A 23,033-nucleotide genomic window follows, 5' to 3' on the forward strand; every position below is an offset into this window, starting at 1 on the left:
GACACAAAGACCATGACCTTAAAAGAATTGTTCGTAGGTTTCGGCACCCAGGTACGCAGTATCTGGATGATCGGCCTGCATGCGTTCGCGAAACGCGAAACGCAGATGTACCCGGAAGAGCCGGTCTATCTACCGCCCCGTTTTCGTGGTCGTATCGTTCTGACACGTGATCCTGACGGTGAAGAGCGCTGCGTTGCCTGTAACCTGTGTGCGGTAGCGTGTCCGGTAGGCTGTATCTCTTTGCAAAAAGCAGAGACCAAAGATGGCCGCTGGTATCCGGAGTTTTTCCGCATTAACTTCTCACGCTGCATTTTCTGCGGCCTGTGTGAAGAAGCCTGTCCGACAACGGCTATTCAGCTGACTCCAGATTTCGAGCTGGGTGAGTACAAGCGCCAGGACCTGGTTTACGAGAAAGAGGATCTGCTGATCTCCGGTCCGGGCAAATACCCGGAATATAACTTCTACCGGATGGCAGGTATGGCAATCGACGGCAAAGATAAGGGCGAAGCAGAGAACGAAGCTAAGCCTATCGACGTCAAGAGCCTGTTACCGTAAGGAGAGGGGCAATGGAGTTCGCTTTTTATATCTGTGGCCTGATAGCCATTCTCGCAACCTTGCGGGTGATCACCCACACCAATCCGGTACACGCACTGCTGTATCTGATTATTTCGCTGCTGGCGATTTCCGGGGTGTTCTTCTCGTTAGGCGCTTACTTCGCGGGTGCGCTGGAAATTATCGTCTACGCGGGCGCCATCATGGTGCTGTTCGTATTCGTGGTAATGATGCTCAACCTCGGTGGTTCTGAAATTGAACAGGAACGCCAGTGGCTGAAACCTCAGGTGTGGATTGGACCGGCGATTCTGTCGGCCATCATGCTGGTGGTTATTGTTTACGCCATTCTGGGCGTTAACGATCAGGGCATCGACGGGACACCAATCAGCGCGAAAGCAGTCGGTATTTCCCTGTTCGGACCGTATGTACTGGCGGTCGAACTGGCTTCGATGCTGCTGCTGGCGGGTCTGGTTGTGGCCTTCCACGTGGGGCGCGAAGAGCGTTCAGGTGAGGTGCTGAGCAATCGCACCGATGACCGCGCGAAAAGAAAAACGGAGGAGCACGCATGATCCCCTTACAACATGGACTGATCCTCGCTGCGATTTTATTCGTCCTGGGTTTGACCGGTCTGGTTATCCGCCGCAATCTGCTGTTTATGCTGATCGGGCTGGAAATCATGATTAACGCCTCTGCGCTGGCCTTTGTGGTCGCCGGAAGCTACTGGGGCCAGACCGATGGTCAGGTGATGTACATTCTCGCCATCAGCCTTGCGGCTGCGGAAGCGAGCATTGGACTTGCGCTGCTGCTGCAACTTCATCGCCGTCGCCAGAACCTGAACATCGATTCAGTAAGTGAGATGCGTGGATGAACATGCTTGCCTTAACCATTATTCTGCCATTTATTGGCTTTGTATTACTGGCGTTCTCGCGCGGCCGTTGGTCAGAAAATCTGTCCGCGACCGTGGGTGTCGGGTCGATTGGTCTGGCCGCGCTGGTGACTGCGTTTGTTGGCGTTGATTTCTTTGCCAATGGCCAGCAGGCTTACAGCCAGCCGCTGTGGACGTGGATGTCAGTCGGCGACTTCAACATCGGTTTTAACCTGGTGCTGGACGGCCTGTCGCTGACCATGCTCTCCGTGGTGACCGGCGTCGGTTTCCTGATCCACATGTTCGCCTCCTGGTATATGCGCGGAGAAGAGGGCTATTCTCGTTTCTTCGCCTACACCAACCTGTTTATCGCCAGCATGGTGGTTCTGGTGCTGGCGGATAACCTGCTGCTGATGTACCTCGGCTGGGAAGGCGTGGGCCTGTGCTCCTATCTGCTGATTGGTTTCTACTATACCGATCCGAAGAATGGCGCTGCGGCAATGAAAGCCTTCGTGGTAACCCGTGTTGGTGACGTATTCCTGGCGTTCGCACTGTTCATTCTCTACAACGAGCTGGGCACGCTGAACTTCCGCGAAATGGTGGAACTGGCGCCTGCGCACTTTGCAGACGGCAACAACATGCTGATGTGGGCAACCCTGATGCTGCTGGGCGGTGCGGTCGGTAAATCTGCACAGCTGCCGTTGCAAACATGGCTTGCTGATGCGATGGCAGGCCCGACGCCTGTCTCTGCGCTGATCCACGCTGCGACGATGGTTACCGCCGGTGTCTACCTGATTGCACGTACGCACGGCCTGTTCCTGATGACCCCGGAAATCCTGCATCTGGTGGGGATTATCGGTGCTATCACGCTGGTACTGGCGGGTTTTGCTGCGCTGGTACAGACCGACATCAAACGCGTTCTCGCTTACTCCACGATGAGCCAGATTGGCTACATGTTCCTGGCGCTTGGCGTTCAGGCGTGGGATGCGGCGATTTTCCACCTGATGACGCACGCCTTCTTTAAAGCGCTGCTGTTCCTGGCATCCGGCTCGGTTATCCTGGCCTGCCACCACGAACAGAACATCTTCAAGATGGGCGGCCTGCGTAAGTCTATTCCGCTGGTGTATCTCTGCTTCCTGATTGGTGGCGCGGCGCTGTCGGCTCTGCCGCTGATTACCGCTGGCTTCTTCAGTAAGGATGAGATTCTTGCCGGTGCGATGGCGAACGGTCATATCAATCTGATGGTTGCAGGTCTGGTCGGTGCGTTCATGACCTCGCTGTATACCTTCCGTATGATTTTCATCGTGTTCCACGGTAAAGAACAAATTCACGCTCACGCCGGGAAGGGGATTACCCATCATCTGCCGCTGATTGTGCTGATGATCCTGTCCACCTTTGTTGGCGCGCTGATTGTGCCGCCACTGCATGGCGTACTGCCTGCGACGACCGAGCTTGAGCATGGTCGCGTCATGACGCTGGAAATTACTTCCGGTATCGTCGCGATTGCGGGCATCCTGATCGCTGCATGGCTGTGGCTGGGTAAACGCCAGCTTGTGACATCGATTGCCAACAGTGCGCCAGGCCGTTTGCTGGGTACCTGGTGGTATAACGCCTGGGGCTTCGACTGGCTGTACGACAAAGTGTTCGTCAAGCCGTTCCTCGGTGTTGCATGGCTGCTGAAACGCGATCCGCTGAACGCAATGATGAACATTCCGGCGATCCTGTCTCGCTTTGCAGGTAAAGGCCTGCTGTTAAGCGAGAACGGCTATCTGCGCTGGTATGTGGCATCAATGAGCATCGGCGCCGTTGTTGTGCTGGCACTGTTGATGGTACTGCGTTGATCGTAAAGTGAATTTTATCCAAATTCGTTGAAAATCAGGCCTCTGTTAGGGGCCTTAAAAAGGAATAAAAATCGCCATGTTACTACCCTGGCTAATATTGATTCCCTTTATCGGTGGCTTCCTGTGCTGGCAGACCGAACGCTTTGGCGTGAAGGTGCCGCGCTGGATAGCGCTGATTACCATGGGACTGACGCTGGCGCTTGGCTTGCAACTGTGGTTGCAGGGCGGCTATTCACTGACGCAATCCGCTGGCATTCCGCAGTGGCAGTCTGAGTTTGTCCTGCCGTGGATCCCACGTTTTGGCATCTCTATTCATTTAGCCATCGACGGTTTGTCGCTGCTGATGGTGGTGCTAACCGGTCTGCTCGGTGTTCTGGCGGTACTGTGCTCCTGGAATGAAATCGAAAAATACCAGGGCTTCTTCCACCTGAACCTGATGTGGATCTTAGGCGGCGTAATCGGCGTATTCCTTGCCATCGACATGTTCCTGTTCTTCTTCTTCTGGGAAATGATGTTGGTGCCGATGTACTTCCTGATCGCGTTGTGGGGGCATAAAGCCTCTGACGGTAAAACGCGTATCACGGCGGCCACCAAGTTCTTCATCTATACCCAGGCAAGCGGTCTGGTGATGTTGATTGCCATCCTGGCGCTGGTGTTTGTGCACTACAAAGCGACCGGCGTGTGGACCTTCAACTATGAAGAACTGCTGAATACCCCGATGTCCCACGGCGTGGAATATCTGCTGATGCTGGGCTTCTTCATCGCGTTTGCGGTGAAAATGCCGGTGGTTCCGCTGCACGGCTGGTTGCCGGATGCGCACTCCCAGGCACCGACCGCAGGTTCCGTTGACCTGGCGGGGATTCTGCTGAAAACGGCGGCCTACGGTCTGCTGCGTTTCTCCCTGCCGCTGTTCCCGAACGCGTCGGCGGAGTTTGCACCTATCGCTATGTGGCTTGGCGTAATCGGCATCTTTTACGGCGCGTGGATGGCCTTTAATCAGTACGATATCAAACGTCTGATTGCCTACACCTCTGTATCGCACATGGGCTTCGTGCTGATTGCTATCTACACCGGCAGCCAACTGGCGTACCAGGGTGCGGTTATCCAGATGATTGCGCACGGTCTTTCTGCAGCCGGTCTGTTCATCCTGTGTGGTCAGCTGTACGAACGTCTGCACACGCGTGATATGCGTATGATGGGCGGCCTGTGGGGCAAAATGAAATGGTTGCCTGCGCTGTCAATGTTCTTTGCAGTGTGTACGCTGGGTATGCCGGGTACCGGTAACTTCGTTGGCGAATTCATGATTCTGTTCGGCAGCTATCAGGTGGTTCCGGTCATTACCGTGATCTCAACCTTTGGTCTGGTGTTTGCCTCTGTTTACTCGCTGGCGATGCTGCATCGCGCTTACTTCGGTAAGGCGAAAAGCCAGATTGCCAGTGTTGAACTGCCAGGGATGTCGCTGCGTGAGCTGTTTATCATCCTGTTGCTGGTCGTGCTTCTGGTACTGCTTGGCTTCTATCCGCAGCCGATTCTGGATACCTCGCATTCTGCGATGAGCAACATCCAGCAGTGGTTTGTTAATTCCGTTACTACTACAAGGCCGTAAATCGCCATGACAATAACTCCACAACACCTGATTGCGCTGCTACCGCTGCTGATCGTCGGCTTGACGGTGGTGGTTGTGATGCTCTCCATTGCGTGGCGACGCAATCACTTCCTCAATGCCACGTTGTCAGTCATTGGGCTTAACGCCGCGCTGGTTTCGCTCTGGTTTGTTGGCCAGGCGGGCGCCATGGACGTCACCCCGCTGATGCGGGTTGACGGTTTCGCCATGCTCTACACCGGGCTGGTGCTGCTGGCGAGTCTTGCCACCTGTACCTTCGCTTACCCGTGGCTGGAAGGCTACGACGACAACCGGGAAGAGTTCTACCTGCTGGTGCTGATTGCCGCGCTCGGCGGTATTCTGCTGGCTAACGCTAACCATCTGGCGGCGCTATTCCTTGGTATTGAGCTTATCTCTCTGCCGCTGTTTGGCCTGGTCGGCTATGCGTTCCGTCAGAAACGTTCGCTGGAAGCCAGTATCAAATACACCATTCTGTCTGCCGCAGCGTCTTCCTTCCTGCTGTTCGGTATGGCGCTGGTGTACGCGCAGTCTGGCAATCTGTCGTTTGTCGCGCTCGGTAAGAGCCTCGGCGACGGCATGCTGAGCGAACCGCTGCTGCTGGCGGGCTTCGGTCTGATGATTGTTGGCCTCGGCTTCAAACTCTCGCTGGTTCCGTTCCATCTGTGGACGCCAGACGTCTACCAGGGTGCTCCGGCTCCGGTTTCCACCTTCCTGGCGACGGCGAGCAAAATCGCTATCTTCGGCGTGGTGATGCGTCTGTTCCTGTACGCGCCGGTTGGCGACAGCGAAGCGGTACGTATCGTGCTGGGTGTGATTGCCTTTGCTTCTATCATCTTCGGTAACCTGATGGCGCTGAGCCAGACCAACATCAAACGTCTGCTCGGCTACTCTTCCATCTCTCACCTCGGTTATCTGCTGGTGGCGCTGATTGCCCTGCAGAGCGGCGAGATGTCGATGGAAGCCGTTGGCGTTTATCTGGCCGGTTACCTGTTCAGCAGCCTTGGCGCGTTCGGTGTGGTCAGTCTGATGTCCAGCCAGTACCGTGGTCCGGATGCGGATTCTCTGTTCTCCTATCGCGGCCTGTTCTGGCATCGTCCGATCCTCGCGGCAGTGATGACAGTGATGATGCTGTCTCTGGCGGGTATCCCGATGACGCTGGGCTTTATCGGTAAATTCTACGTACTGGCTGTCGGTGTGCAGGCTAACCTGTGGTGGCTGGTTGCTGCCGTGGTGGTCGGTTCGGCGATTGGTTTGTACTATTACCTGCGCGTTGCCGTGAGCCTGTACCTGAGTGCACCGCAGCAACTGAACCGTGATGCGCCGTCTAACTGGCAGTACAGCGCGGGCGGTATCGTAGTGCTGATCTCTGCACTGCTGGTGCTGGTGCTGGGTATCTACCCGCAACCGCTGATCAGTATCGTGCAACTGGCGGCGCCGCTGATGTAAGCGACACGTTGGAATAAAAAAACCCGCCTCGGCGGGTTTTTTTATGGGGGCAAGGCTATCAGGCGGAAAGCTGACGGCTCACCAAAGGACCACTAACATCTTTTGCTGCGCGCTCCATCACTTCCTGAATCACAGAAGATAATTCGTTGACCTCGAATTTTGCCACGTAGCCATCGGCCTTAACCCGGCGGACGTGATCTTCGTTGGCGCTACCGGAAAGTGAAGAGTGGATGACGACCGGGATCTTCTTCAGACGTTCGTCGGTTTTTATCTTACGGGTCAGCGTAAAACCATCCATCTCCGGCATTTCCAGATCGGTAAGCACCAGGGCAATCTTCTCGCTGATTGGCTTACCTTCCGCTTGCGCTTCTTCAGATAGCTGCTGAATTTTTTCCCACGCATCTTTGCCGGTGACATGCATCAGATGCGGAATTTCCATCGCGTTCAGTCCTTTCTCCAGCATCGCCCTGGCAACTTTGGAGTCTTCCGCAACAATGGCCACCGCACCCGGCGTGACAGTGAATTTGCTGGTTTTCAGGTCGGTTGCACGTAAATCGTGGTTGGACGGCACAATGTCATACAGGATCTGTTCGACATCAAGCACCAGCGCCAAATTGTTGGTTTCTTTGTCGTCGTCCAGACAAGCAATACTGGTGATGTAGCGACCATTAACGGCTTTCTCAGCAGTGTGCACCTGTTGCCAGTCGAGACGCATAATGTTCTCTACTGACTCCACCGCAAAGGCCTGTACGCTGCGGGCGTACTCTGTGATCAACAGGATATTAAGCCCGGTTTCAGGTTTACACCCGGCGACAGCAGGCAGGTCGATCACCGGGATCACCTGGTCCCGGATATTCACCATGCCTAACAACGGAGCCTTCATGCCGGCAGGGCGTGTAAAGGTCGGCATCGGTACGATTTCACGCAGTTTGAATACGTTGATGCCAAACAGCTCTGATTTCTGCTCCTCAACGGATTTGCCAAGGCGAAACAGCAGCAGTTCAAAACGGTTAGACAGGGTTAGGTTTGTCCTGTCATCAATATCTTTCTGGAAATTGTTCATCCTGTCCTCAGTGTGAAAGCCAGCCTTTCCACTGTTATCGGCACTGAGGCGGAAAAATGGAGCACTAAACGGTGAAAATGGCGAAATCGTGAGCCAGTTCCGTGTCTGGAAAAATCGCTCTGCACTCTTCAAGTAACCGCTGGCAGCCTTTTGCATCGTAGCGTGAGCTGACGTGGGTCATGATGAGTCTGCCCACACCGGCGTCCCGTGCCAGCTGTGCGGCCTGCCGGGTGGAGCTATGCCCGCGGCTGTTGGCTTTTTCCTCCATTGAGGCGTCCAGCGTGGTTTCATGTACCATCACGTCCACCCCTTTTGCCAGTTCGATAGCGCTCGCACAGGGCCCGGTATCGCCGAAAATAGTCACGGATTTCCCTCGGGTTGCCGGGGAGAGGAAATCGGCACCGTTAATCGCGCGACCGTCTTCCAGTACGATGGTTTTCCCGGCTTTCAAATCCTGAAACCACGGGCCCGCTTTAACGCCTGCCGCCTTCAGGGCGCTGGCATTAAGCGCGCCGGGTTTGTCGTGTTCTTCAACACGAAAACCGTAGCACTCCAGCGGATGTTCCAGCGGGTACGCCGTGACTTTACGCAGGCCGTCATCGACAACCTCACCGGCGGTAATTTCTACAATATCCAGCGGGTAATCGGTCCAGGAGCCGCTCAGACGTAATGCGGTTTCGGTAAACTCTCGCAACCCCTTGGGTCCGTAGAGCGTTAGCGGCTGGACGTTCCCGGCCATTGAACGACTGCACAGCAGCCCCGGTAAACCAAACAGGTGGTCGCCGTGTAAATGGCTGATAAAAATACGATCGAGTTTTCCCGGATTAAATGGCGTGCTAAGCATTTGATGCTGTGTCCCTTCGCCGCAATCAAAAAGCCACAAACCTGCCTGAGTAGGGTGTTGCAGATTCAGTAATATTGCCGTTACATTGCGAGAGCGTGTGGGAACTCCCGCTGACGTACCTAAAAATAGTAATTCCATCTTTACGTTACACTTTTCGCCATCAATGAGGCAGGGTGTTCAGGTTATCACAACAAAGGGGCAGACAATGATCCACTGGCAAGATCTTCATCATACAAAGCTGAGTGTTCAGGAGCTGTATGCCATTCTTCAGCTTCGCTGCGCGGTATTCGTTGTTGAGCAACAATGTCCGTATCAGGACGTGGATGGCGACGACTTAGTCGGCGAGAACCGTCACATTCTGGGATGGCATAACGATGAACTGGTGGCGTATGCGAGGATTCTGAAAAGTGACGATGATCTGGAGCCGGTAGTAATTGGCCGGGTGATTGTCAGCGAAGCGCTGCGCGGTGAAAAACTGGGGCAGCAGTTAATGACGCAAACACTGGCATCCTGTGCGCAGCATTGGCCGCATAAGGCGTTATACCTGGGGGCTCAGGCACATCTGCAATCGTTTTATGCGAGATTTGGGTTTGTTCCAGTCACGGAAGTCTATGACGAAGACGGGATTCCACACATCGGCATGGCGCGTGAGGGGCATCAAGCGTAAACAGCCCCTGTCGTCTATAGTTAGCGGGTACGTCAATAGAAAGGGAGAATACAATGTCTTTTCATTCTTACGAGTCACGTATTGATGACGATTTGGAATTGTTGAGCGAAACGCTGGAAGAAGTGCTACGTTCTTCCGGCGATCCTGCCGACCAAAAATACCTTGAGTTGAAAGCGCGGGCTGAGCAGGCGTTAGAAGAGGTGAGAAATCGCGTTAGTCACGCCTCTGACAGTTACTATTATCGTGCAAAGCAGGCTGTTTGCCGGGCAGATGACTATGTACACGAAAAACCCTGGCGTGGGATCGGCGTGGGGGCGACAGTCGGTTTAGTGATGGGATTATTGCTGGCACGGCGATAAATACAGCGCTGTCATCGCACTCCCTATACGGGGGTACTGCTTTTTCTGCTCAGTACCCCGTATAATGTGAGGTTTTTAACAGGGAGAGGTCCGCGTGCATTCAATCACTACTGCGCTGGAAAGTTTGATGCGTCATTTGTCGCAAGAGATACCAGCCGCACCTGGAATTCGTATTTACGATATACCTTTCCCTCTGAATGATGCGTTTGACGCTTTAGGATGGCTGGCCAGCCAGCCCGTCTGGCCTCAGTTTTACTGGCAGCAACGTAACGGTGACGAAGAGGCTGCCGTACTGGGAGCCGTCGCCGCATTTTCCTCACTGGACTCTGCCCAACGGTTTTTACGCCAACATGATAATTACCCCGAACTGCGCGTCTGGGGCCTGAATGCGTTTGAGCCGCAGCGCGGTAATTTATTACTGCCGCGACTGGAATGGCGACGCTGTGCCGGGGTTGCGACCTTACGACTACACCTGTATAGCGACGTGTCGTTGCGTGAAGATGCCGCGCAGGCCGCTGCGTTTATTTCAGCGCTGGCGCAGGTAAAACCGCTTCCCGCACTGCGCCTGAATTTAACCGGTGAACAACACTGGCCAGATAAAGCAGGCTGGACGCGCCTTATTGAGCTTGCCACGCAAACTATTGCCGGGGAAGAACTCGACAAAGTGGTGCTGGCGCGTGCGACCGATTTACAGTTTTCTCAGCCAGTTAATGCCGCGGCGGTTATGGCCTCCAGCCGTCGTTTAAATCTCAACTGTTACCACTTCTATATGGCGTTTTCCGCCGAATCTGCTTTTCTTGGCTCTTCCCCTGAACGTCTGTATCGGCGGCGTGACACGGCACTGCGCACTGAGGCGCTGGCCGGAACCGTTGCCAATCACCCTGACGATCATCGCGCCTGGCAGTTGGGTGAATGGCTGATGAAGGACGATAAAAATCAGCGTGAGAACATGTTGGTAGTGGAAGATATTTGCCAACGGCTGCAGAACTGTACGCAAACCCTAGATGTCCTGCCGCCGCAGGTACTCAGGCTGCGCAAAGTACAGCATCTGCGCCGCTGTATCTGGACTGCGCTCAATCAGGCGGATGATACGCTCTGTCTGGTACAGCTACAGCCTACTGCGGCCGTAGCGGGTATTCCACGCGAGCTGGCGCGCGAATTTATCCAACATAATGAACCCTTTGAACGCGAGTGGTATGCCGGTTCTGCGGGTTATCTTTCACTGCGTCAGAGCGAGTTTTGCGTGTCATTACGTTCAGCGAAAATTAGCGCAAATGTCGTCCGTCTGTATGCCGGGGCGGGGATCGTGCGCGGTTCCGATCCTGAGCAAGAATGGCAAGAAATAGATAATAAAGCGGCAGGGTTACGTACTTTATTACAGATGGAAGGATAATGATTTCGTGTATATTCCCGATTCATATCAAAAATCCATTTATTCGATTCTTTATACTGTGTCGCAATATTGATACCGGACAATCTCATGTCAGTAAGCGCATTTAACCGACGCTGGGCGGCGGTCATTCTGGAAGCTCTCACTCGCCACGGCGTCAGGCATGTCTGTATTGCCCCTGGCTCTCGTTCGACGCCGTTGACTTTAGCGGCAGCGGAAAACCCCGCTTTTATCCACCATACTCATTTTGATGAGCGTGGGCTTGGGCATCTGGCCTTAGGTCTGGCAAAAGTCAGCAGGCAACCTGTTGCCGTGATTGTGACGTCCGGTACAGCGGTGGCGAATTTGTATCCCGCGTTGATTGAAGCGGGCCTGACCGGTGAAAAACTGATTTTACTCACGGCTGACCGACCGCCTGAGCTTATCGATTGTGGCGCTAACCAGGCGATTCGTCAGGCCGGTATGTTTGCCTCGCATCCGTCGCAAACGCTCTCTTTACCGCGTCCGACGCAGGACATTCCCGCAAGCTGGCTGGTGTCTACCATCGATAACGCCTTAGCCGCGCTACATAGCGGAGCGGTGCATATCAATTGCCCATTTGCGGAACCGCTGTATGGTGACATGGATGAAACAGGGGGTGCCTGGCAGCAGCGTCTTGGTGACTGGTGGCAGGATGACAAGCCCTGGCTGCGTGAAGCGCGTCGGCTGGAAAGCGACAAACAGCGTGACTGGTTTTTCTGGCGGCAAAAACGTGGCGTGGTACTTGCCGGGCGCATGAGCGCCGAAGAGGGCAAGAAAGTTGCGCTCTGGGCGCAGACGTTAGGTTGGCCGTTGATTGGCGATGTTCTGTCGCAAACCGGACAACCGTTGCCGTGTGCCGATTTGTGGCTCGGGAATTCGAAAGCGGTGGCAGAGTTACAGCAGGCGCAGATTGTGGTGCAGCTTGGCAGCAGCCTGACCGGAAAGCGACTCCTGCAATGGCAGGCCAACTGCGATCCGCAGGAATACTGGATCGTTGATAATATCGAAGGCCGCCTCGATCCGGCTCACCATCGTGGACGCAGGCTGGTCGCGAAGGTTGGCGACTGGCTGGAGCTGCATCCGGCGGAGAAACGCCAGCCCTGGTGTGTGGAGATCCCGCGGCTGGCGAAACAGGCATGGCAGGCGGTAGAAGCCCGCCGTGATACGTTTGGCGAAGCACAGCTGGCACACCGTATTCACGAGTATCTGCCAGAGCAGGGACAGCTGTTTGTGGGCAACAGCCTGGTGGTGCGCCTGATTGATGCGTTGTCGCAGCTTCCGGCTGGTTACCCGGTCTATAGCAATCGTGGCGCGAGCGGCATTGACGGCCTGCTGTCAACCGCAGCTGGCGTACAGCGCGCCAGCGCAAAATCGACGCTGGCTATCGTCGGCGATTTATCTGCATTGTATGACCTGAATGCGCTGGCGTTATTGCGTCAGGTTTCCGCGCCGTTTGTCCTGATCGTGGTCAATAATAACGGTGGACAAATTTTTTCCCTGCTGCCGACGCCAGCAAGCGAACGTGAACGGTTCTACCTGATGCCGCAGAACGTCCATTTTGAGCATGCTGCCGCCATGTTTGACCTCAAATATCACCGTCCGGAGAACTGGGCGCAACTGGAGAGCGCGCTGACGAATGCCTGGCGTACTCCGGTGGCAACGGTGATTGAGCTGGTAGTGAATGAAACTGACGGGGCGCAAACCCTGCAGCAATTGCTGGCGCAGGTAAGTCATCTATGATCCTGCACGCGCAGGCGAACACGGGTCAGGTGGATTTCCCCTGGCTGGTTTTCCTGCACGGATTTTCCGGTGATTGCCGGGAATGGCAGGCGGTCGGTGAAGCATTCCCGGAGTTTTCGCGGTTGTATATCGACCTGCCTGGCCACGGCGGTTCTGCTGACATCAGCGTGAGCGGATTCGATGACGTCAGCGATTTGTTGTGTAATACGCTGCTTAGTTACAACATACTTAACTACTGGCTGGTGGGATATTCCCTTGGCGGCAGAGTCGCTATGATGGCGGCCTGTCAGGCGTTTCCCGGACTGTGTGGTCTGGTGGTTGAAGGTGGGCATCCAGGGCTGCAAAGTGAAAATGAACGCACCCAGCGTCGTCTCTCGGATGGCCGCTGGGCCGCGCGTTTTCGTACTGAGCCGCTGCGCGAGGTGTTTAATGACTGGTATCAACAGCCGGTCTTTTCCTCACTGAATGTCGCGCAAAGAGAGGCGCTGGTCGATATGCGTAGCCAGAATAACGGGCAAACGCTGGCGGCAATGCTGGAGGCCACCTCGCTTGCCGTACAACCTGATTTACGTGCGCAACTCACTACGCGCACATTTCCGTTTTATTATTTATGTGGTGAACGTGACGATAAATTCCGCGCTCTGGCGACGGAAATGTCAGTACCAAACCATGTGATTCGTAATGCCGGACACAACGCGCATCGGGAAAACCCCGCTGGCGTGGTGGACTGTCTGGCTCAGATTCTGCGTCGCTGACTATAGGACATTTTATGATCTATCCTGATGAAACAATGCTTTACGCACCGGTAGAATGGAACGATTGCTCTGAAGGCTACACCGATATTCTCTACGAGAAATCCACCGACGGTATCGCAAAAATCACCATTAATCGTCCGCAGGTACGCAATGCCTTCCGTCCGGTCACCGTGAAAGAGATGATCCAGGCGCTGGCGGATGCCCGCTATGATGACAACATCGGCGTGATTATTCTGACCGGTGCGGGCGATAAAGCGTTCTGTGCAGGCGGCGATCAGAAGGTACGTGGCGACTACGGCGGATACCAGGATGACTCCGGTGTGCATCACCTGAACGTACTGGACTTCCAACGCCAGATTCGTACCTGTCCGAAACCGGTTGTCGCGATGGTGGCAGGGTATTCCATCGGCGGTGGTCATGTGCTGCACATGATGTGTGACCTGACCATTGCGGCTGAAAACGCCATCTTTGGTCAGACCGGGCCGAAAGTCGGTTCCTTCGACGGCGGGTGGGGCGCGTCCTACATGGCGCGCATCGTCGGTCAGAAAAAAGCACGTGAAATCTGGTTCCTGTGCCGTCAGTACGATGCAAAACAAGCGCTGGATATGGGCCTGGTAAACACCGTGGTTCCGCTGGTCGATCTGGAAAAAGAGACCGTACGCTGGTGCCGCGAAATGCTGCAAAACAGCCCAATGGCGCTGCGCTGCCTGAAAGCTGCGCTGAACGCCGACTGCGATGGTCAGGCGGGTCTGCAGGAGCTGGCCGGGAACGCGACCATGTTGTTCTACATGACTGAAGAAGGTCAGGAAGGCCGTAACGCCTTTAACCAGAAACGCCAGCCTGACTTCAGCAAATTCAAACGGAATCCGTAATGCGTAGCGCGCAGGTATACCGCTGGCAGATCCCCATGGACGCGGGGGTGATTCTGCGCGACAGGCGGTTAAAAACGCGTGACGGGCTGTACGTTTGTCTTCGTGACGGCGAGCGCGAAGGGTGGGGAGAGATCTCCCCCCTGCCGGGCTTCAGTCAGGAAAGCTGGGAAGAGGCGCAAACTGAGCTGCTGGCCTGGGTGAAGGGTTGGCTACAGGGCGATGCTTCCTTACCGCAAATGCCTTCGGTCGCCTTTGGCGCAAGCTGCGCGCTGGCCGAACTGGCAGGCACTCTGCCAGAGGCGGCGGACTACCGTGCTGCGCCGCTGTGTACGGGCGATCCTGACGATCTGGTGCTGCAACTGGCGGACATGCCGGGCGAAAAAGTGGCGAAGATTAAGGTCGGTCTGTATGAAGCTGTTCGCGACGGTATGGTCGTCAACCTGTTGCTGGAGGCGATCCCGGAACTGCACCTGCGGCTTGATGCCAATCGTGCCTGGACGCCGCTGAAAGCCCAGCAGTTTGCGAAATATGTCAATCCTGAGTATCGCGGGCGCATTGCCTTCCTCGAAGAGCCGTGTAAAACCCGTGATGATTCCCGCGCGTTCTCGCGTGAAACAGGGATTGCCATTGCCTGGGATGAAAGTCTGCGTGAAGCGGATTTCACCTTCGAAGCCGAAGAGGGCGTGAAGGCAGTCGTCATCAAGCCTACGCTGACGGGTAGCCTCGACAAGGTGCGTGAGCAGGTTGCCGCCGCACACGCGATAGGTCTCACCGCCGTGATCAGCTCCTCTATCGAATCGAGCCTGGGCTTAACCCAGCTGGCGCGCATTGCTGCCTGGTTGACGCCACAGACTATCCCTGGTCTGGATACGCTCAGCCTGATGCAGTGCCAGCAGGTACGCGCGTGGCCTGGCAGTACGTTGCCGTGCATTGAGATTGATGCGCTGGAACGATTGCTATGACCCAGCGGGAAATGCCCGATGGCGCAAGCGCATCGGGCCTGGAACGGTTGTCCGATACGCCTGATTTTACCGACTGGCCGTGGCGTCACTGGCGACAGGCTCGTACTGACGCGCCAGCCTTACGCCTCAACGATGAGGTGTTACGCTGGGGCGATCTCTGTACGCGAGTCGATCGTCTGGCAAGCGGCTTTGCGGCTCAAGGGGTGGGAGAGGGCGATGGCATATTGCTCCGCGCCTGGAATCATCCCCGTCCGCTGCTGGCATGGCTGGCACTGTTGCAGTGTGGGGCGCGGGTTTTACCTGTGAACCCACAGTTGCCTCAGTCGCTGCTTGATGCGCTGGTCCCGGAGTTAACGCTGCGTTTTGCGCTGGATCTGGAAGGCGAAAGTCCGCTCCCGGGGTTGGCACCGCTGCGGATGCTGGAACAGTCTGGCGAGCATGCTGCCGTCTGGTTGCCTCAGCGCTTGAGCACAATGACGTTAACTTCCGGCTCAACCGGACTGCCTAAAGCAGCGGTACATACCTGTCAGGCGCATCTGGCGAGCGCACAGGGCGTGCTGTCATTAATGCCGTTTGGCGCTGAAGATGACTGGCTGCTCTCATTGCCGCTGTTTCATGTTTCCGGGCAGGGCATTTTGTGGCGATGGTTGTTCGCCGGCGCGCGTATGACCGTGCGCGATAAGCAGCCGTTAGAGCAGATGCTGGCGGGTTGTACCCATGCTTCGCTGGTTCCCACGCAGCTTTGGCGACTGTTGGTCAATCACACACCGGTATCGCTAAAGGCCGTGTTGCTGGGCGGTGCCGCGATTCCTGTTGAATTGACTGAACAAGCGCGTGAGCAGGGTATTCGCTGCTGGTGTGGTTACGGGTTAACGGAATTTGCCTCCACGGTGTGTGCGAAAGAGGCCGATGGTAAGGCGGATGTCGGCTCTGCACTACCAGGCAGAGAAGTCAGGATTGTTGATGATGAAGTCTGGCTTCGTGCCGCCAGCATGGCGCAAGGGTACTGGCGCAACGGACAGCTTTATCCACTGGTTAATGCGCAAGGCTGGTTTGCCACCCGCGATCGCGGCGTGTTAAAGGATGGCAAGCTAACCATAGTCGGGCGTATGGACAATCTGTTCTTTAGCGGTGGAGAAGGGATCCAACCGGAAGAGGTGGAGCGCGTTATTGTATCGCATCCCCATGTTCTGCAAGCTTTTATTGTTCCAATAGAAGATGAAGAGTTTGGCCACCGCCCCGTTGCGGTTGTGGAGTACGATACTGAAGCCGGAAGAATTGATCTGGCAGAATGGGTGAAAGATAAGCTGGCACGTTTCCAGCAACCCGTTCGTTGGCTAACCTTACCCGCAGAATTAAAAAGCGGTGGTATTAAGGTTTCTCGCCGGGCGTTGCTGGAGTGGGTCCGTACCCGCGGTAAAGCTTAAGAAAACATTAAATTTATCTCGCATAATTGCCATTCCCTGGCCATTGTCCTTTGGTTTATCTGCTAAAGTGTAACCTGGTGTGAAAATCATTAGCAAAAGGTGCGCTATGGAATGGCATGTGAAGAAGTCTTGCTGTAACCAAAAAGCAGGGAGGCTCTATATTGTACTTTGTGATACCGGTGGTTCGTTGAAAATGTTGGCTGAAGCGCAAGCCAGCGAGCGTGTAAAAGCAGGCGATCTCCTGTCACCGTTAAAAGATGCCCAGTATTGTATTAACCGTGATGCATCGCGAGTGATTAAAATCATTGATGCCAGACAGTATCTCGCCGAAGAATGGGAGCGTCTGCGACAACTGTCTGACGATAAATGATCTCAGGGCGTGTGTTGGCGGGCGGGTAAGAATATGGTCATTAATCCCGCCATAATACACAGCACACCCACCAGGGCTTTTACTGAAAAGGTTCCTTGCCAGCCCGGTAAAATCATTGATGCGATCCACACCAGCACATAGCTGAGGCTGAGCAAGGCATAGGCTTTGCTCAGCGCGAGCTGATGCAGGGCTTTATGCCAGCACATCACTGACAGTAAATAACCTACCAGCCCGCCATATAAGGCGAATGCGCTGCTGCTGGTTGCAAAAACGGCGGAGATAAACGCCAGCGGTTGCAGCATGGGCGGCAGATTATCCATCGCGTAACCCAGACTTAGCTGAGCAACCGACGTAATAATCACGCTACACAGCCCCCAAAAAATGCCCATTACACCGCGCTCCCAAGAATAAAGATGCCGGTGATGAGTAGCCCAACCCCCAACCAGTGACGCGTTGTGACAGGTTCACGCCAGATTTTCCATGCCGCCAGCGTGACCCATACAAAGTTCAGGCTTAGCATTGGGTAGGCGATACCGACGGGAATATTCTGCAATACTGCCAGCCAGAGCAGCATGGCCAGTCCCAGACAGGCCAGCGCCAGACCAATCCACTGTGCGATATAGCGTGTTCGCACGTGGGCGGGTACCGGGCGGGTGGCCTGCTTCTGGCACAATTGCCCACAGACGCTGAGCAGGCTGGCAGAGACTAAGGTTAGCCAGATCATTTAGGCCTGTACTGAATCAAGACCAGGCGCCCCTGATTGTCGATATAGTCAGCGGGAGGAATGGCAAGCTGATTAATATCCTCATCCTTCGAAATTGACAGCACAAGCGTAATGATCCCTTCCTGACGATGTTGCGCCAACCAGCCGGCAAAGTCATCCCGGCTGACGAAGCGTCCCTGGGCATCCGGATAATTAAGGCCGTATTTTAACTCACCTGTTTGCCCGTACATGTTGATGTCATCGCGTTTCAGGCTCCAGGCCAGGCCAGCGGCAACGCCAACACTGTCGGTGAAAATATAACGGCTCGACTCCAGCGACTCTTTGGTCATCTCGACAAAAAACTGTGGCTGTTTGGATTCCATTACCCGGTCAGGTACTGAGAAGCCGAACAACAGCGCCAGTCCCAGCGGGCAGAGCGCTGCTAATTTCCAGTTTTTTTCACTGTTGTTAAGCGTATACCAGCCAAATAGCGTCCAGGTGATAAAGATACCCCATGAGCAAAACACTTTATACGTTTCGATATGCGACCAGACCGGTGTCTTCAACGGTCCGAGCGTGGACACGATAAATGTGGCGACAATACCAATAACACCGAACAGAATGTTGATCCAACCGTTGACGCGCAGGGCTGCAGAACCTTTTTCAGCAGCCTGCAAGCCAAACCGCGCGGTAAGGATTGCCAGCGGTGCGAAGCAGGAAAGAATATAGGTTGGCAACTTCCCTTTGGCGATACTGAAAAACAGGATCGGCATAATAATCCAGCTCAGCAGGTATAAGGCGCTACGTGGTACATCCCGTTCACGCCAGCCGGTACGCAATGCGCCCGGTAGTAGCCCGAGCCAGGGTAAGGCACCCGCCACGAAAATCGGTATGTAGTACCAGAATGGCGCTTTATGCTGGGCATCATCCTGCGCAAAACGCTGAATATGCTCAATCCAGAAAAAGTAGTGCCAGAAGTCGGGTTCGCGTTGCGCAATCGCCAGACCCCACGGCAGGACAATGGCAATACAGCTGATAATCGACAGCAGGCCGTAAATAAAGATCTCTTTCCAGCGCTTTTGCACGAAAACCCATGGCAACACGCTGAGGACAGGGACAGCGAGCGCGAGAAAGCCTTTGGTCATCACGCCCATGCCGCAGGTAAATCCTAACAGCAAAAAGGCGACAATTTTACGTGTTCTGGTGGTGGCTTGCATTCCCTCCCAAAAACAGCACATACCCGCCATCAGCCACAGCGCGATAATGGGATCAAGTACCGCATAGGTTCCGATACTGTAAACAGAGAAAAACGTTAGAAAGATGACGGCAGAGAGTAGGGCCGTACGTTTATCACGCCATAGCCGCATTGCCAGCCAGGCGACCAGGAGTGCAGTCAGTAGGGTTGCAAAAATAGCCCCCGCTCTGACGCCAAAGTTGTTTGCGCCAAATAACCATTGCCCGATACTGTTTAACCAGTATCCCGCGATAGGTTTTTCAAAATAGCGTAGTCCTAAAAAATGTGGGACGATCCAGTCGCCAGACGTCAGCATTTCCCGGCTGATTTCAGCATAGCGCGTTTCGTCGGGCTGCCAGAGCAGGCGGCTATTGATGGGTAAAATAAAATACAGTGCAATAAATGCGACAAATGCCAGGGCGTAACGTGCGGATTTCATGATGTCACACTCGCGGGTTGCTGGCAGCCGAGCCATCCCTCTCTGCCGGGTATTTTGCCACGAACGATCTGGCCCGTTGGCAGTGTACTGATATCGTCTGGTAACAGTTCGCCCAGTGGACAAAACGTAATCCCGGCGTCGGCGGCACGAATGAGCAGATCGTCAAATTGCTGCTGAAAAGCAATGCCTTCCACCTCTGCGTGAATCGTGTAGACCGGGGTACCTTTGTCCCTCTGAATGCGGGAGAGAATATAGTCGTTGAAGTCCGCTGCCTGCACCTCCTGACCAACTACTTCATCCCATGTCGGTAGCGTGACCGGAATTTGTGGTGTCCCTATTTCTCCCGTTTCAAGTACAGGACGGAATAACGATGTCCCCCTGCAATCGCTGTTATAGCGCAGATGGAATGTTTCTTTCGCCTCGACGACGCGCGAGTCGGCACGCCAGCCAGCGACGGCAGAGCAGGTAACGGTTTGGCCGATGATTGTTTCGAGTGCATTAATGCCCCGCGAAATATCATCAATCAGCTGTTTATCGTTCCAGTTGCCACTTCGTGATTGCCAGGCATGATGATCCCAGGCGTGTAAGCCTGTTTCGTGATACCGGGCAGCTTGCGAAATGATGGCCGCATTAGCCAGGCCAATTTCTTTTCCAGGCCAGGCGGTGCCGGCCAGTAAAATGTCCCACCCGTAGAGTGAGGCTGCGTTTGAGCGCAGCATCTTCCACAAAAATTGCGGCTTCACCAGACGCCAGAGATGGCGTCCCATGTTGTCGGGCCCGACGCTAAAAAAGAAACTAGCCCGAACGTTATGCCGGTTCAATGTCTCCAGCAGGCGGGGCACGCCTTCGCGTGTCCCCCTGAATGTATCGACATCTATGCGCAAGCCCACTTTGGTCATGATGTGTGTTCCGTGATGTCCACACTGCGTAAGAAGAAGTCCAGCGTCTCTTCAACCGTTTCTTGCATATCGATTGTTGGTTCCCAGTTCAGGCAACGTTTGGCATTACGAATACTGGGTTTGCGGTGCTCAACGTCCTGGTAGCCTTTACCATAGTAGCTGCTACTCTCAACGTCGCGGAAACCAGCAAACGGCGGAAAGTGTTGGCGCAACGGATGTTTTTCGAAGCAAGAAAGGAGCATTTCAGCCAGTTCCTGAATACTTGCTTCGTTATCCGGGTTACCGATATTGATGATCTCGCCATCACAGCGCCCGCCGTCGTTTTCAATGATACGGAACAGGGCTTCGATACCGTCACGAATGTCGGTAAAGCAACGCTTCTGCTTGCCGCCTTCAATCAGCTTGATGGGAGAGCCTTCCACCAGATTCAGGATCAGTTGGGTAATGGCGCGTGAGCTGCCGATACGTGCGGCGTTCAGGCTATCCAGACGCGGTCCCATCCAGTTAAATGGACGGAATAAGGTGAAACGTAACCCTTCTTTTTCACCGTATGCCCAAATAACGCGATCCAGCAGTTGTTTAGAGACCGAGTAGATCCAGCGCGGTTTATTAACCGGGCCAACGATCAGGTTGGAGCTGTCTTCATCGAAGTCTTTATCGGTACACATACCGTAGACTTCAGATGTTGACGGGAAAATGATGCGTTTGCGGTACTTGACACAGTAACGAATAATTTTCAGGTTTTCTTCAAAATCGAGTTCGAAGACGCGCAGCGGGTTGCGGGTATATTCAATCGGTGTGGCAATGGCGACCAGTGGCAGCACGACGTCGCATTTTTTCACATGATATTCAATCCATTCGGAGTGAATGCTGATATCACCTTCCACAAAATGGAATCGTGGGTGTTGCAGAAAACGCTCAATCGCATCGCTGCCAATATCAAGCCCGTAGATTTCGTAGTTATCTTCGCGTAGCAGGCGTTCGGTCAGGTGGTTGCCAATAAAACCGTTAACGCCAAGGATCAACACGCGGGTACGACGTTTGCTGGCGGAAACGGGCTGGCTGTTGAGGCGAGAACCGGCAACCAGACCCAAAACTTGTGCCAGCTGTGAGCCCTGCATGGTAATGCCATCACCCGCTTGCCCGGTAATGATTTCGAGTGCGCCATCGGCACAGGCAATCAGCAATGGCGATACGGAGATAACCGTTCCCGGCAGCGCTGCAGATGTATTTGCACTCTGGCGCGATGACCAGATGGTGAATTTTTGCGTACCGGCATAGCTAAATGCACCCGGCCATGGATCGGACACGGCGCGAACCATGTTATGCAGTTGTGCGCAGGGTTTGTTCCAGTCAAGGAAACTGTCTTCCGGCGTGCGGCGACCAAAACAGGTGGCGTCGGCTTCCTGTTGTGGATACTCCTGAAAATCACCGGCTTTGATGGCTGGCAGCGCCTGTGCCAGTACCTCGCGGGCAGACTGGCATAATTTATGATGCAGGGTTAACGCTACGTCATCGGGGGAAATGGTAATGCGTTGTTGGGCGACGATGGCACCGGCATCTGCGCGCTTGACCATGCGGTGCAGCGTCACGCCTGTTTCGGTTTCGCCATTGACTAATACCCAGTTCAGCGGTGCACGGCCACGATATTTGGGCAGTAATGAGCCGTGCAGATTAAAGGCCCCCGCTGGTGCAAGACGCAGGATCTCATCGCTGAGTAAATGGCGATAGTAGAATGAGAAGATCACATCGGGGGCGAGCTGGCCGATCCGCTCGATCCACAGCGGATGATTGACCTCGTCCGGAGCGTACACCGGAATACCTGCGCTGGCAGCGAGGCGGGAAACTGAGCCAAAAAACGCTTTTTCACCTGGGTTATCGGCGTGCGTAAAAATAGCAGCGATGTCATAACCTGCATCCAACAGGGCCTGAACCCCCTGACATCCCATATCGTGATAGGCAAATACGACGGCTTTCATGCGCGGTTTTCCTCAGTTGACTGCGTGGTTTGTGGACGGATAACGTGTTGAACAAAATAGCGAGGGCGTGCGCGGACATCGTTATAGATGCGACCGATATATTCGCCGAGTAATCCCATGCCAATGAATTGCGCGCCGATAAAGGTAAACAGCACGGCAAACAGCATAAACACACCTTCTGCCGCCCACTGCGGGCCGAGCGTCAGGCGAAGAACAACAAGCAGGACCGACAGGGTAAAGCCTGTGGCGGCAATGATGCTGCCCAGCAGGCTCAACATACGCAATGGCGTGGTGGTCAGGCAGGTTACCAGGTCATACATCAGGTTTATCAGACGCATGAAACTGTACTTAGAGTCGCCAAATTCACGTTCGGCATGGTGTACCGGGATTTCCGTGGCGCGGCGGGCAAAGATGTTAGCCAGGATCGGAATAAAGGTGCTACGCTCCTGGCAATGCAACATGGCATCGACGATGTGACGGCGATAGGCGCGCAGCATGCAGCCATAATCGCCCATGGCTTTACCGGTCGTGCGCTGAATCAGATGGTTGATCATCCGTGAGGCGGTCTTACGAAAGCGGCTGTCCTGGCGGTTCTGACGCACCGTTCCTACGACATCGAAGCCTTCTTTTGCCGTGGCAACCAGCCGCGGGATCTCCTCTGGCGGGTTTTGTAAATCAGCATCCAACGTGATGATCAGGTCGCCCGTGACGTGGCTGAAACCGGCCATAATCGCCGAGTGTTGTCCATAGTTTCGATTCAACAGAATAGAGACAATATGGCTGTTCGGTGCCTGGGAGGCGTCCATCATCAGTTGAGCCGAATTGTCACTGCTACCGTCGTCAATGAGCAGGATTTCATATTCAGTATCCAGTTTTTCGCAGGCGGCGCTGGTGCGCCTGATTAATTCTGGCAGGCTTTCCTGTTCGTTAAAAACGGGAATGACCACCGAGACTTTACTAATCGGTGTGGCTTCAAACATG

Annotated in this window: 23 protein-coding genes; 15 read left to right on the forward strand and 8 right to left on the reverse strand. The window is 54.6% G+C overall.

Features of this window, described 5'->3' with window-relative positions:
- Nucleotides 1–12: 12 nt before the first annotated feature.
- The 6 genes from nuoI to nuoN all read left to right on the forward strand — a co-directional run bounded on the left by nuoI (nucleotide 13) and on the right by nuoN (nucleotide 6,328).
- Nucleotides 13–555, forward strand: coding sequence for an NADH-quinone oxidoreductase subunit NuoI (nuoI, locus tag FDX24_RS14500; RefSeq protein ID WP_003028062.1), 543 nt, complete (start codon nucleotides 13–15; stop codon nucleotides 553–555).
- Between the two features lie 11 nt (nucleotides 556–566).
- Nucleotides 567–1,121 carry an NADH-quinone oxidoreductase subunit J gene (gene nuoJ, locus FDX24_RS14505; RefSeq protein ID WP_003028059.1) on the forward strand — a complete coding sequence of 185 codons (555 nt, stop codon included), beginning with the start codon at nucleotides 567–569 and terminating at the stop codon, nucleotides 1,119–1,121.
- Nucleotides 1,118–1,420: an NADH-quinone oxidoreductase subunit NuoK gene (gene nuoK, locus FDX24_RS14510; protein ID WP_000612644.1), complete on the forward strand. Its 303-nt coding sequence runs from the start codon at nucleotides 1,118–1,120 to the stop codon at nucleotides 1,418–1,420. Before nuoJ ends, nuoK begins: the two co-directional genes overlap by 4 nt.
- Nucleotides 1,417–3,258 (forward strand): NADH-quinone oxidoreductase subunit L, encoded by a 1,842-nt coding sequence (gene nuoL / locus FDX24_RS14515; RefSeq protein WP_048211071.1) that lies wholly within the window; start codon nucleotides 1,417–1,419, stop codon nucleotides 3,256–3,258. The genes nuoK and nuoL overlap by 4 nt, the downstream gene beginning before the upstream one ends.
- A 76-nt stretch (nucleotides 3,259–3,334) precedes the next feature.
- Complete coding sequence (nuoM, locus tag FDX24_RS14520; RefSeq protein ID WP_003027692.1) at nucleotides 3,335–4,864, forward strand: NADH-quinone oxidoreductase subunit M; 1,530 nt, start codon at nucleotides 3,335–3,337, stop codon at nucleotides 4,862–4,864.
- 6 nt (nucleotides 4,865–4,870) lie between these two features.
- Nucleotides 4,871–6,328, forward strand: a complete 1,458-nt coding sequence (gene nuoN, locus FDX24_RS14525) for an NADH-quinone oxidoreductase subunit NuoN (protein WP_137364510.1) — start codon at nucleotides 4,871–4,873, stop codon at nucleotides 6,326–6,328.
- A 58-nt stretch (nucleotides 6,329–6,386) separates the two neighbouring features.
- Here the strand turns inward: nuoN and FDX24_RS14530 are convergent, their stop codons facing one another.
- Together FDX24_RS14530 and rbn are read right to left on the reverse strand one after the other, a co-directional pair.
- Nucleotides 6,387–7,391 (reverse strand): chemotaxis protein, encoded by a 1,005-nt coding sequence (locus FDX24_RS14530; RefSeq protein WP_137364511.1) that lies wholly within the window; start codon nucleotides 7,389–7,391, stop codon nucleotides 6,387–6,389.
- A 64-nt stretch (nucleotides 7,392–7,455) separates the two neighbouring features.
- The gene (gene rbn, locus FDX24_RS14535) at nucleotides 7,456–8,373 is read right to left on the reverse strand and encodes a ribonuclease BN (protein ID WP_137364512.1); all 918 of its coding nucleotides are present in this window, start codon (nucleotides 8,371–8,373) and stop codon (nucleotides 7,456–7,458) included.
- A 67-nt stretch (nucleotides 8,374–8,440) separates the two neighbouring features.
- On the opposite strand from rbn, the gene FDX24_RS14540 reads away from it, so the two are divergent.
- From FDX24_RS14540 to pmrD, 9 genes are all read left to right on the forward strand, one after another.
- Nucleotides 8,441–8,902, forward strand: coding sequence for a GNAT family N-acetyltransferase (locus tag FDX24_RS14540; protein ID WP_137364513.1), 462 nt, complete (start codon nucleotides 8,441–8,443; stop codon nucleotides 8,900–8,902).
- Nucleotides 8,903–8,955: 53 nt separating this feature from the next.
- Entirely contained in the window at nucleotides 8,956–9,261 is a 306-nt protein-coding gene (elaB, locus tag FDX24_RS14545; RefSeq protein ID WP_005129450.1) for a stress response protein ElaB, read from the forward strand.
- A 94-nt stretch (nucleotides 9,262–9,355) separates the two neighbouring features.
- Nucleotides 9,356–10,654: an isochorismate synthase MenF gene (gene menF, locus FDX24_RS14550; protein WP_137364514.1), complete on the forward strand. Its 1,299-nt coding sequence runs from the start codon at nucleotides 9,356–9,358 to the stop codon at nucleotides 10,652–10,654.
- A gap of 87 nt (nucleotides 10,655–10,741) precedes the next feature.
- Nucleotides 10,742–12,412, forward strand: a complete 1,671-nt coding sequence (gene menD, locus FDX24_RS14555) for a 2-succinyl-5-enolpyruvyl-6-hydroxy-3-cyclohexene-1-carboxylic-acid synthase (protein WP_137364515.1) — start codon at nucleotides 10,742–10,744, stop codon at nucleotides 12,410–12,412.
- Complete coding sequence (gene menH / locus FDX24_RS14560) at nucleotides 12,409–13,167, forward strand: 2-succinyl-6-hydroxy-2,4-cyclohexadiene-1-carboxylate synthase (protein ID WP_137364516.1); 759 nt, start codon at nucleotides 12,409–12,411, stop codon at nucleotides 13,165–13,167. The genes menD and menH overlap by 4 nt, the downstream gene beginning before the upstream one ends.
- Before the next feature lie 14 nt (nucleotides 13,168–13,181).
- Complete coding sequence (menB, locus tag FDX24_RS14565) at nucleotides 13,182–14,039, forward strand: 1,4-dihydroxy-2-naphthoyl-CoA synthase (protein WP_048211080.1); 858 nt, start codon at nucleotides 13,182–13,184, stop codon at nucleotides 14,037–14,039.
- The gene (gene menC / locus FDX24_RS14570) at nucleotides 14,039–15,001 is read left to right on the forward strand and encodes an o-succinylbenzoate synthase (protein ID WP_137364517.1); all 963 of its coding nucleotides are present in this window, start codon (nucleotides 14,039–14,041) and stop codon (nucleotides 14,999–15,001) included. Before menB ends, menC begins: the two co-directional genes overlap by 1 nt.
- An 11-nt stretch (nucleotides 15,002–15,012) precedes the next feature.
- Complete coding sequence (gene menE / locus FDX24_RS14575; RefSeq protein WP_137364534.1) at nucleotides 15,013–16,428, forward strand: o-succinylbenzoate--CoA ligase; 1,416 nt, start codon at nucleotides 15,013–15,015, stop codon at nucleotides 16,426–16,428.
- Nucleotides 16,429–16,534: 106 nt separating this feature from the next.
- Nucleotides 16,535–16,798 carry a signal transduction protein PmrD gene (pmrD, locus tag FDX24_RS14580; protein WP_137364518.1) on the forward strand — a complete coding sequence of 88 codons (264 nt, stop codon included), beginning with the start codon at nucleotides 16,535–16,537 and terminating at the stop codon, nucleotides 16,796–16,798.
- Nucleotides 16,799–16,800: 2 nt separating this feature from the next.
- Here pmrD and arnF read toward each other — a convergent pair whose 3' ends face one another.
- The 6 genes from arnF to arnC are packed head-to-tail and all read right to left on the reverse strand — an operon-like array spanning nucleotide 16,801 to nucleotide 23,032.
- A complete protein-coding gene (arnF, locus tag FDX24_RS14585; RefSeq protein WP_048211084.1) occupies nucleotides 16,801–17,187 on the reverse strand; it encodes a 4-amino-4-deoxy-L-arabinose-phosphoundecaprenol flippase subunit ArnF in 387 nt (128 codons plus the stop codon).
- Entirely contained in the window at nucleotides 17,187–17,522 is a 336-nt protein-coding gene (gene arnE, locus FDX24_RS14590) for a 4-amino-4-deoxy-L-arabinose-phosphoundecaprenol flippase subunit ArnE (RefSeq protein ID WP_137364519.1), read from the reverse strand. The genes arnF and arnE overlap by 1 nt, the downstream gene beginning before the upstream one ends.
- Nucleotides 17,519–19,174 (reverse strand): lipid IV(A) 4-amino-4-deoxy-L-arabinosyltransferase, encoded by a 1,656-nt coding sequence (gene arnT, locus FDX24_RS14595; RefSeq protein ID WP_170973075.1) that lies wholly within the window; start codon nucleotides 19,172–19,174, stop codon nucleotides 17,519–17,521. Before arnT ends, arnE begins: the two co-directional genes overlap by 4 nt.
- On the reverse strand, nucleotides 19,171–20,073 hold the full coding sequence (arnD, locus tag FDX24_RS14600) for a 4-deoxy-4-formamido-L-arabinose-phosphoundecaprenol deformylase (protein ID WP_048211087.1): 903 nt from the start codon (nucleotides 20,071–20,073) through the stop codon (nucleotides 19,171–19,173). Before arnD ends, arnT begins: the two co-directional genes overlap by 4 nt.
- Complete coding sequence (arnA, locus tag FDX24_RS14605; protein WP_116360445.1) at nucleotides 20,070–22,052, reverse strand: bifunctional UDP-4-amino-4-deoxy-L-arabinose formyltransferase/UDP-glucuronic acid oxidase ArnA; 1,983 nt, start codon at nucleotides 22,050–22,052, stop codon at nucleotides 20,070–20,072. Before arnA ends, arnD begins: the two co-directional genes overlap by 4 nt.
- Nucleotides 22,049–23,032: an undecaprenyl-phosphate 4-deoxy-4-formamido-L-arabinose transferase gene (gene arnC, locus FDX24_RS14610; RefSeq protein WP_101741528.1), complete on the reverse strand. Its 984-nt coding sequence runs from the start codon at nucleotides 23,030–23,032 to the stop codon at nucleotides 22,049–22,051. The genes arnA and arnC overlap by 4 nt, the downstream gene beginning before the upstream one ends.
- Nucleotide 23,033 lies beyond the last annotated feature (1 nt).

This window comes from Citrobacter sp. wls716, from assembly GCF_005280975.1.
GTDB classification, from domain to species: domain Bacteria; phylum Pseudomonadota; class Gammaproteobacteria; order Enterobacterales; family Enterobacteriaceae; genus Citrobacter; species Citrobacter youngae.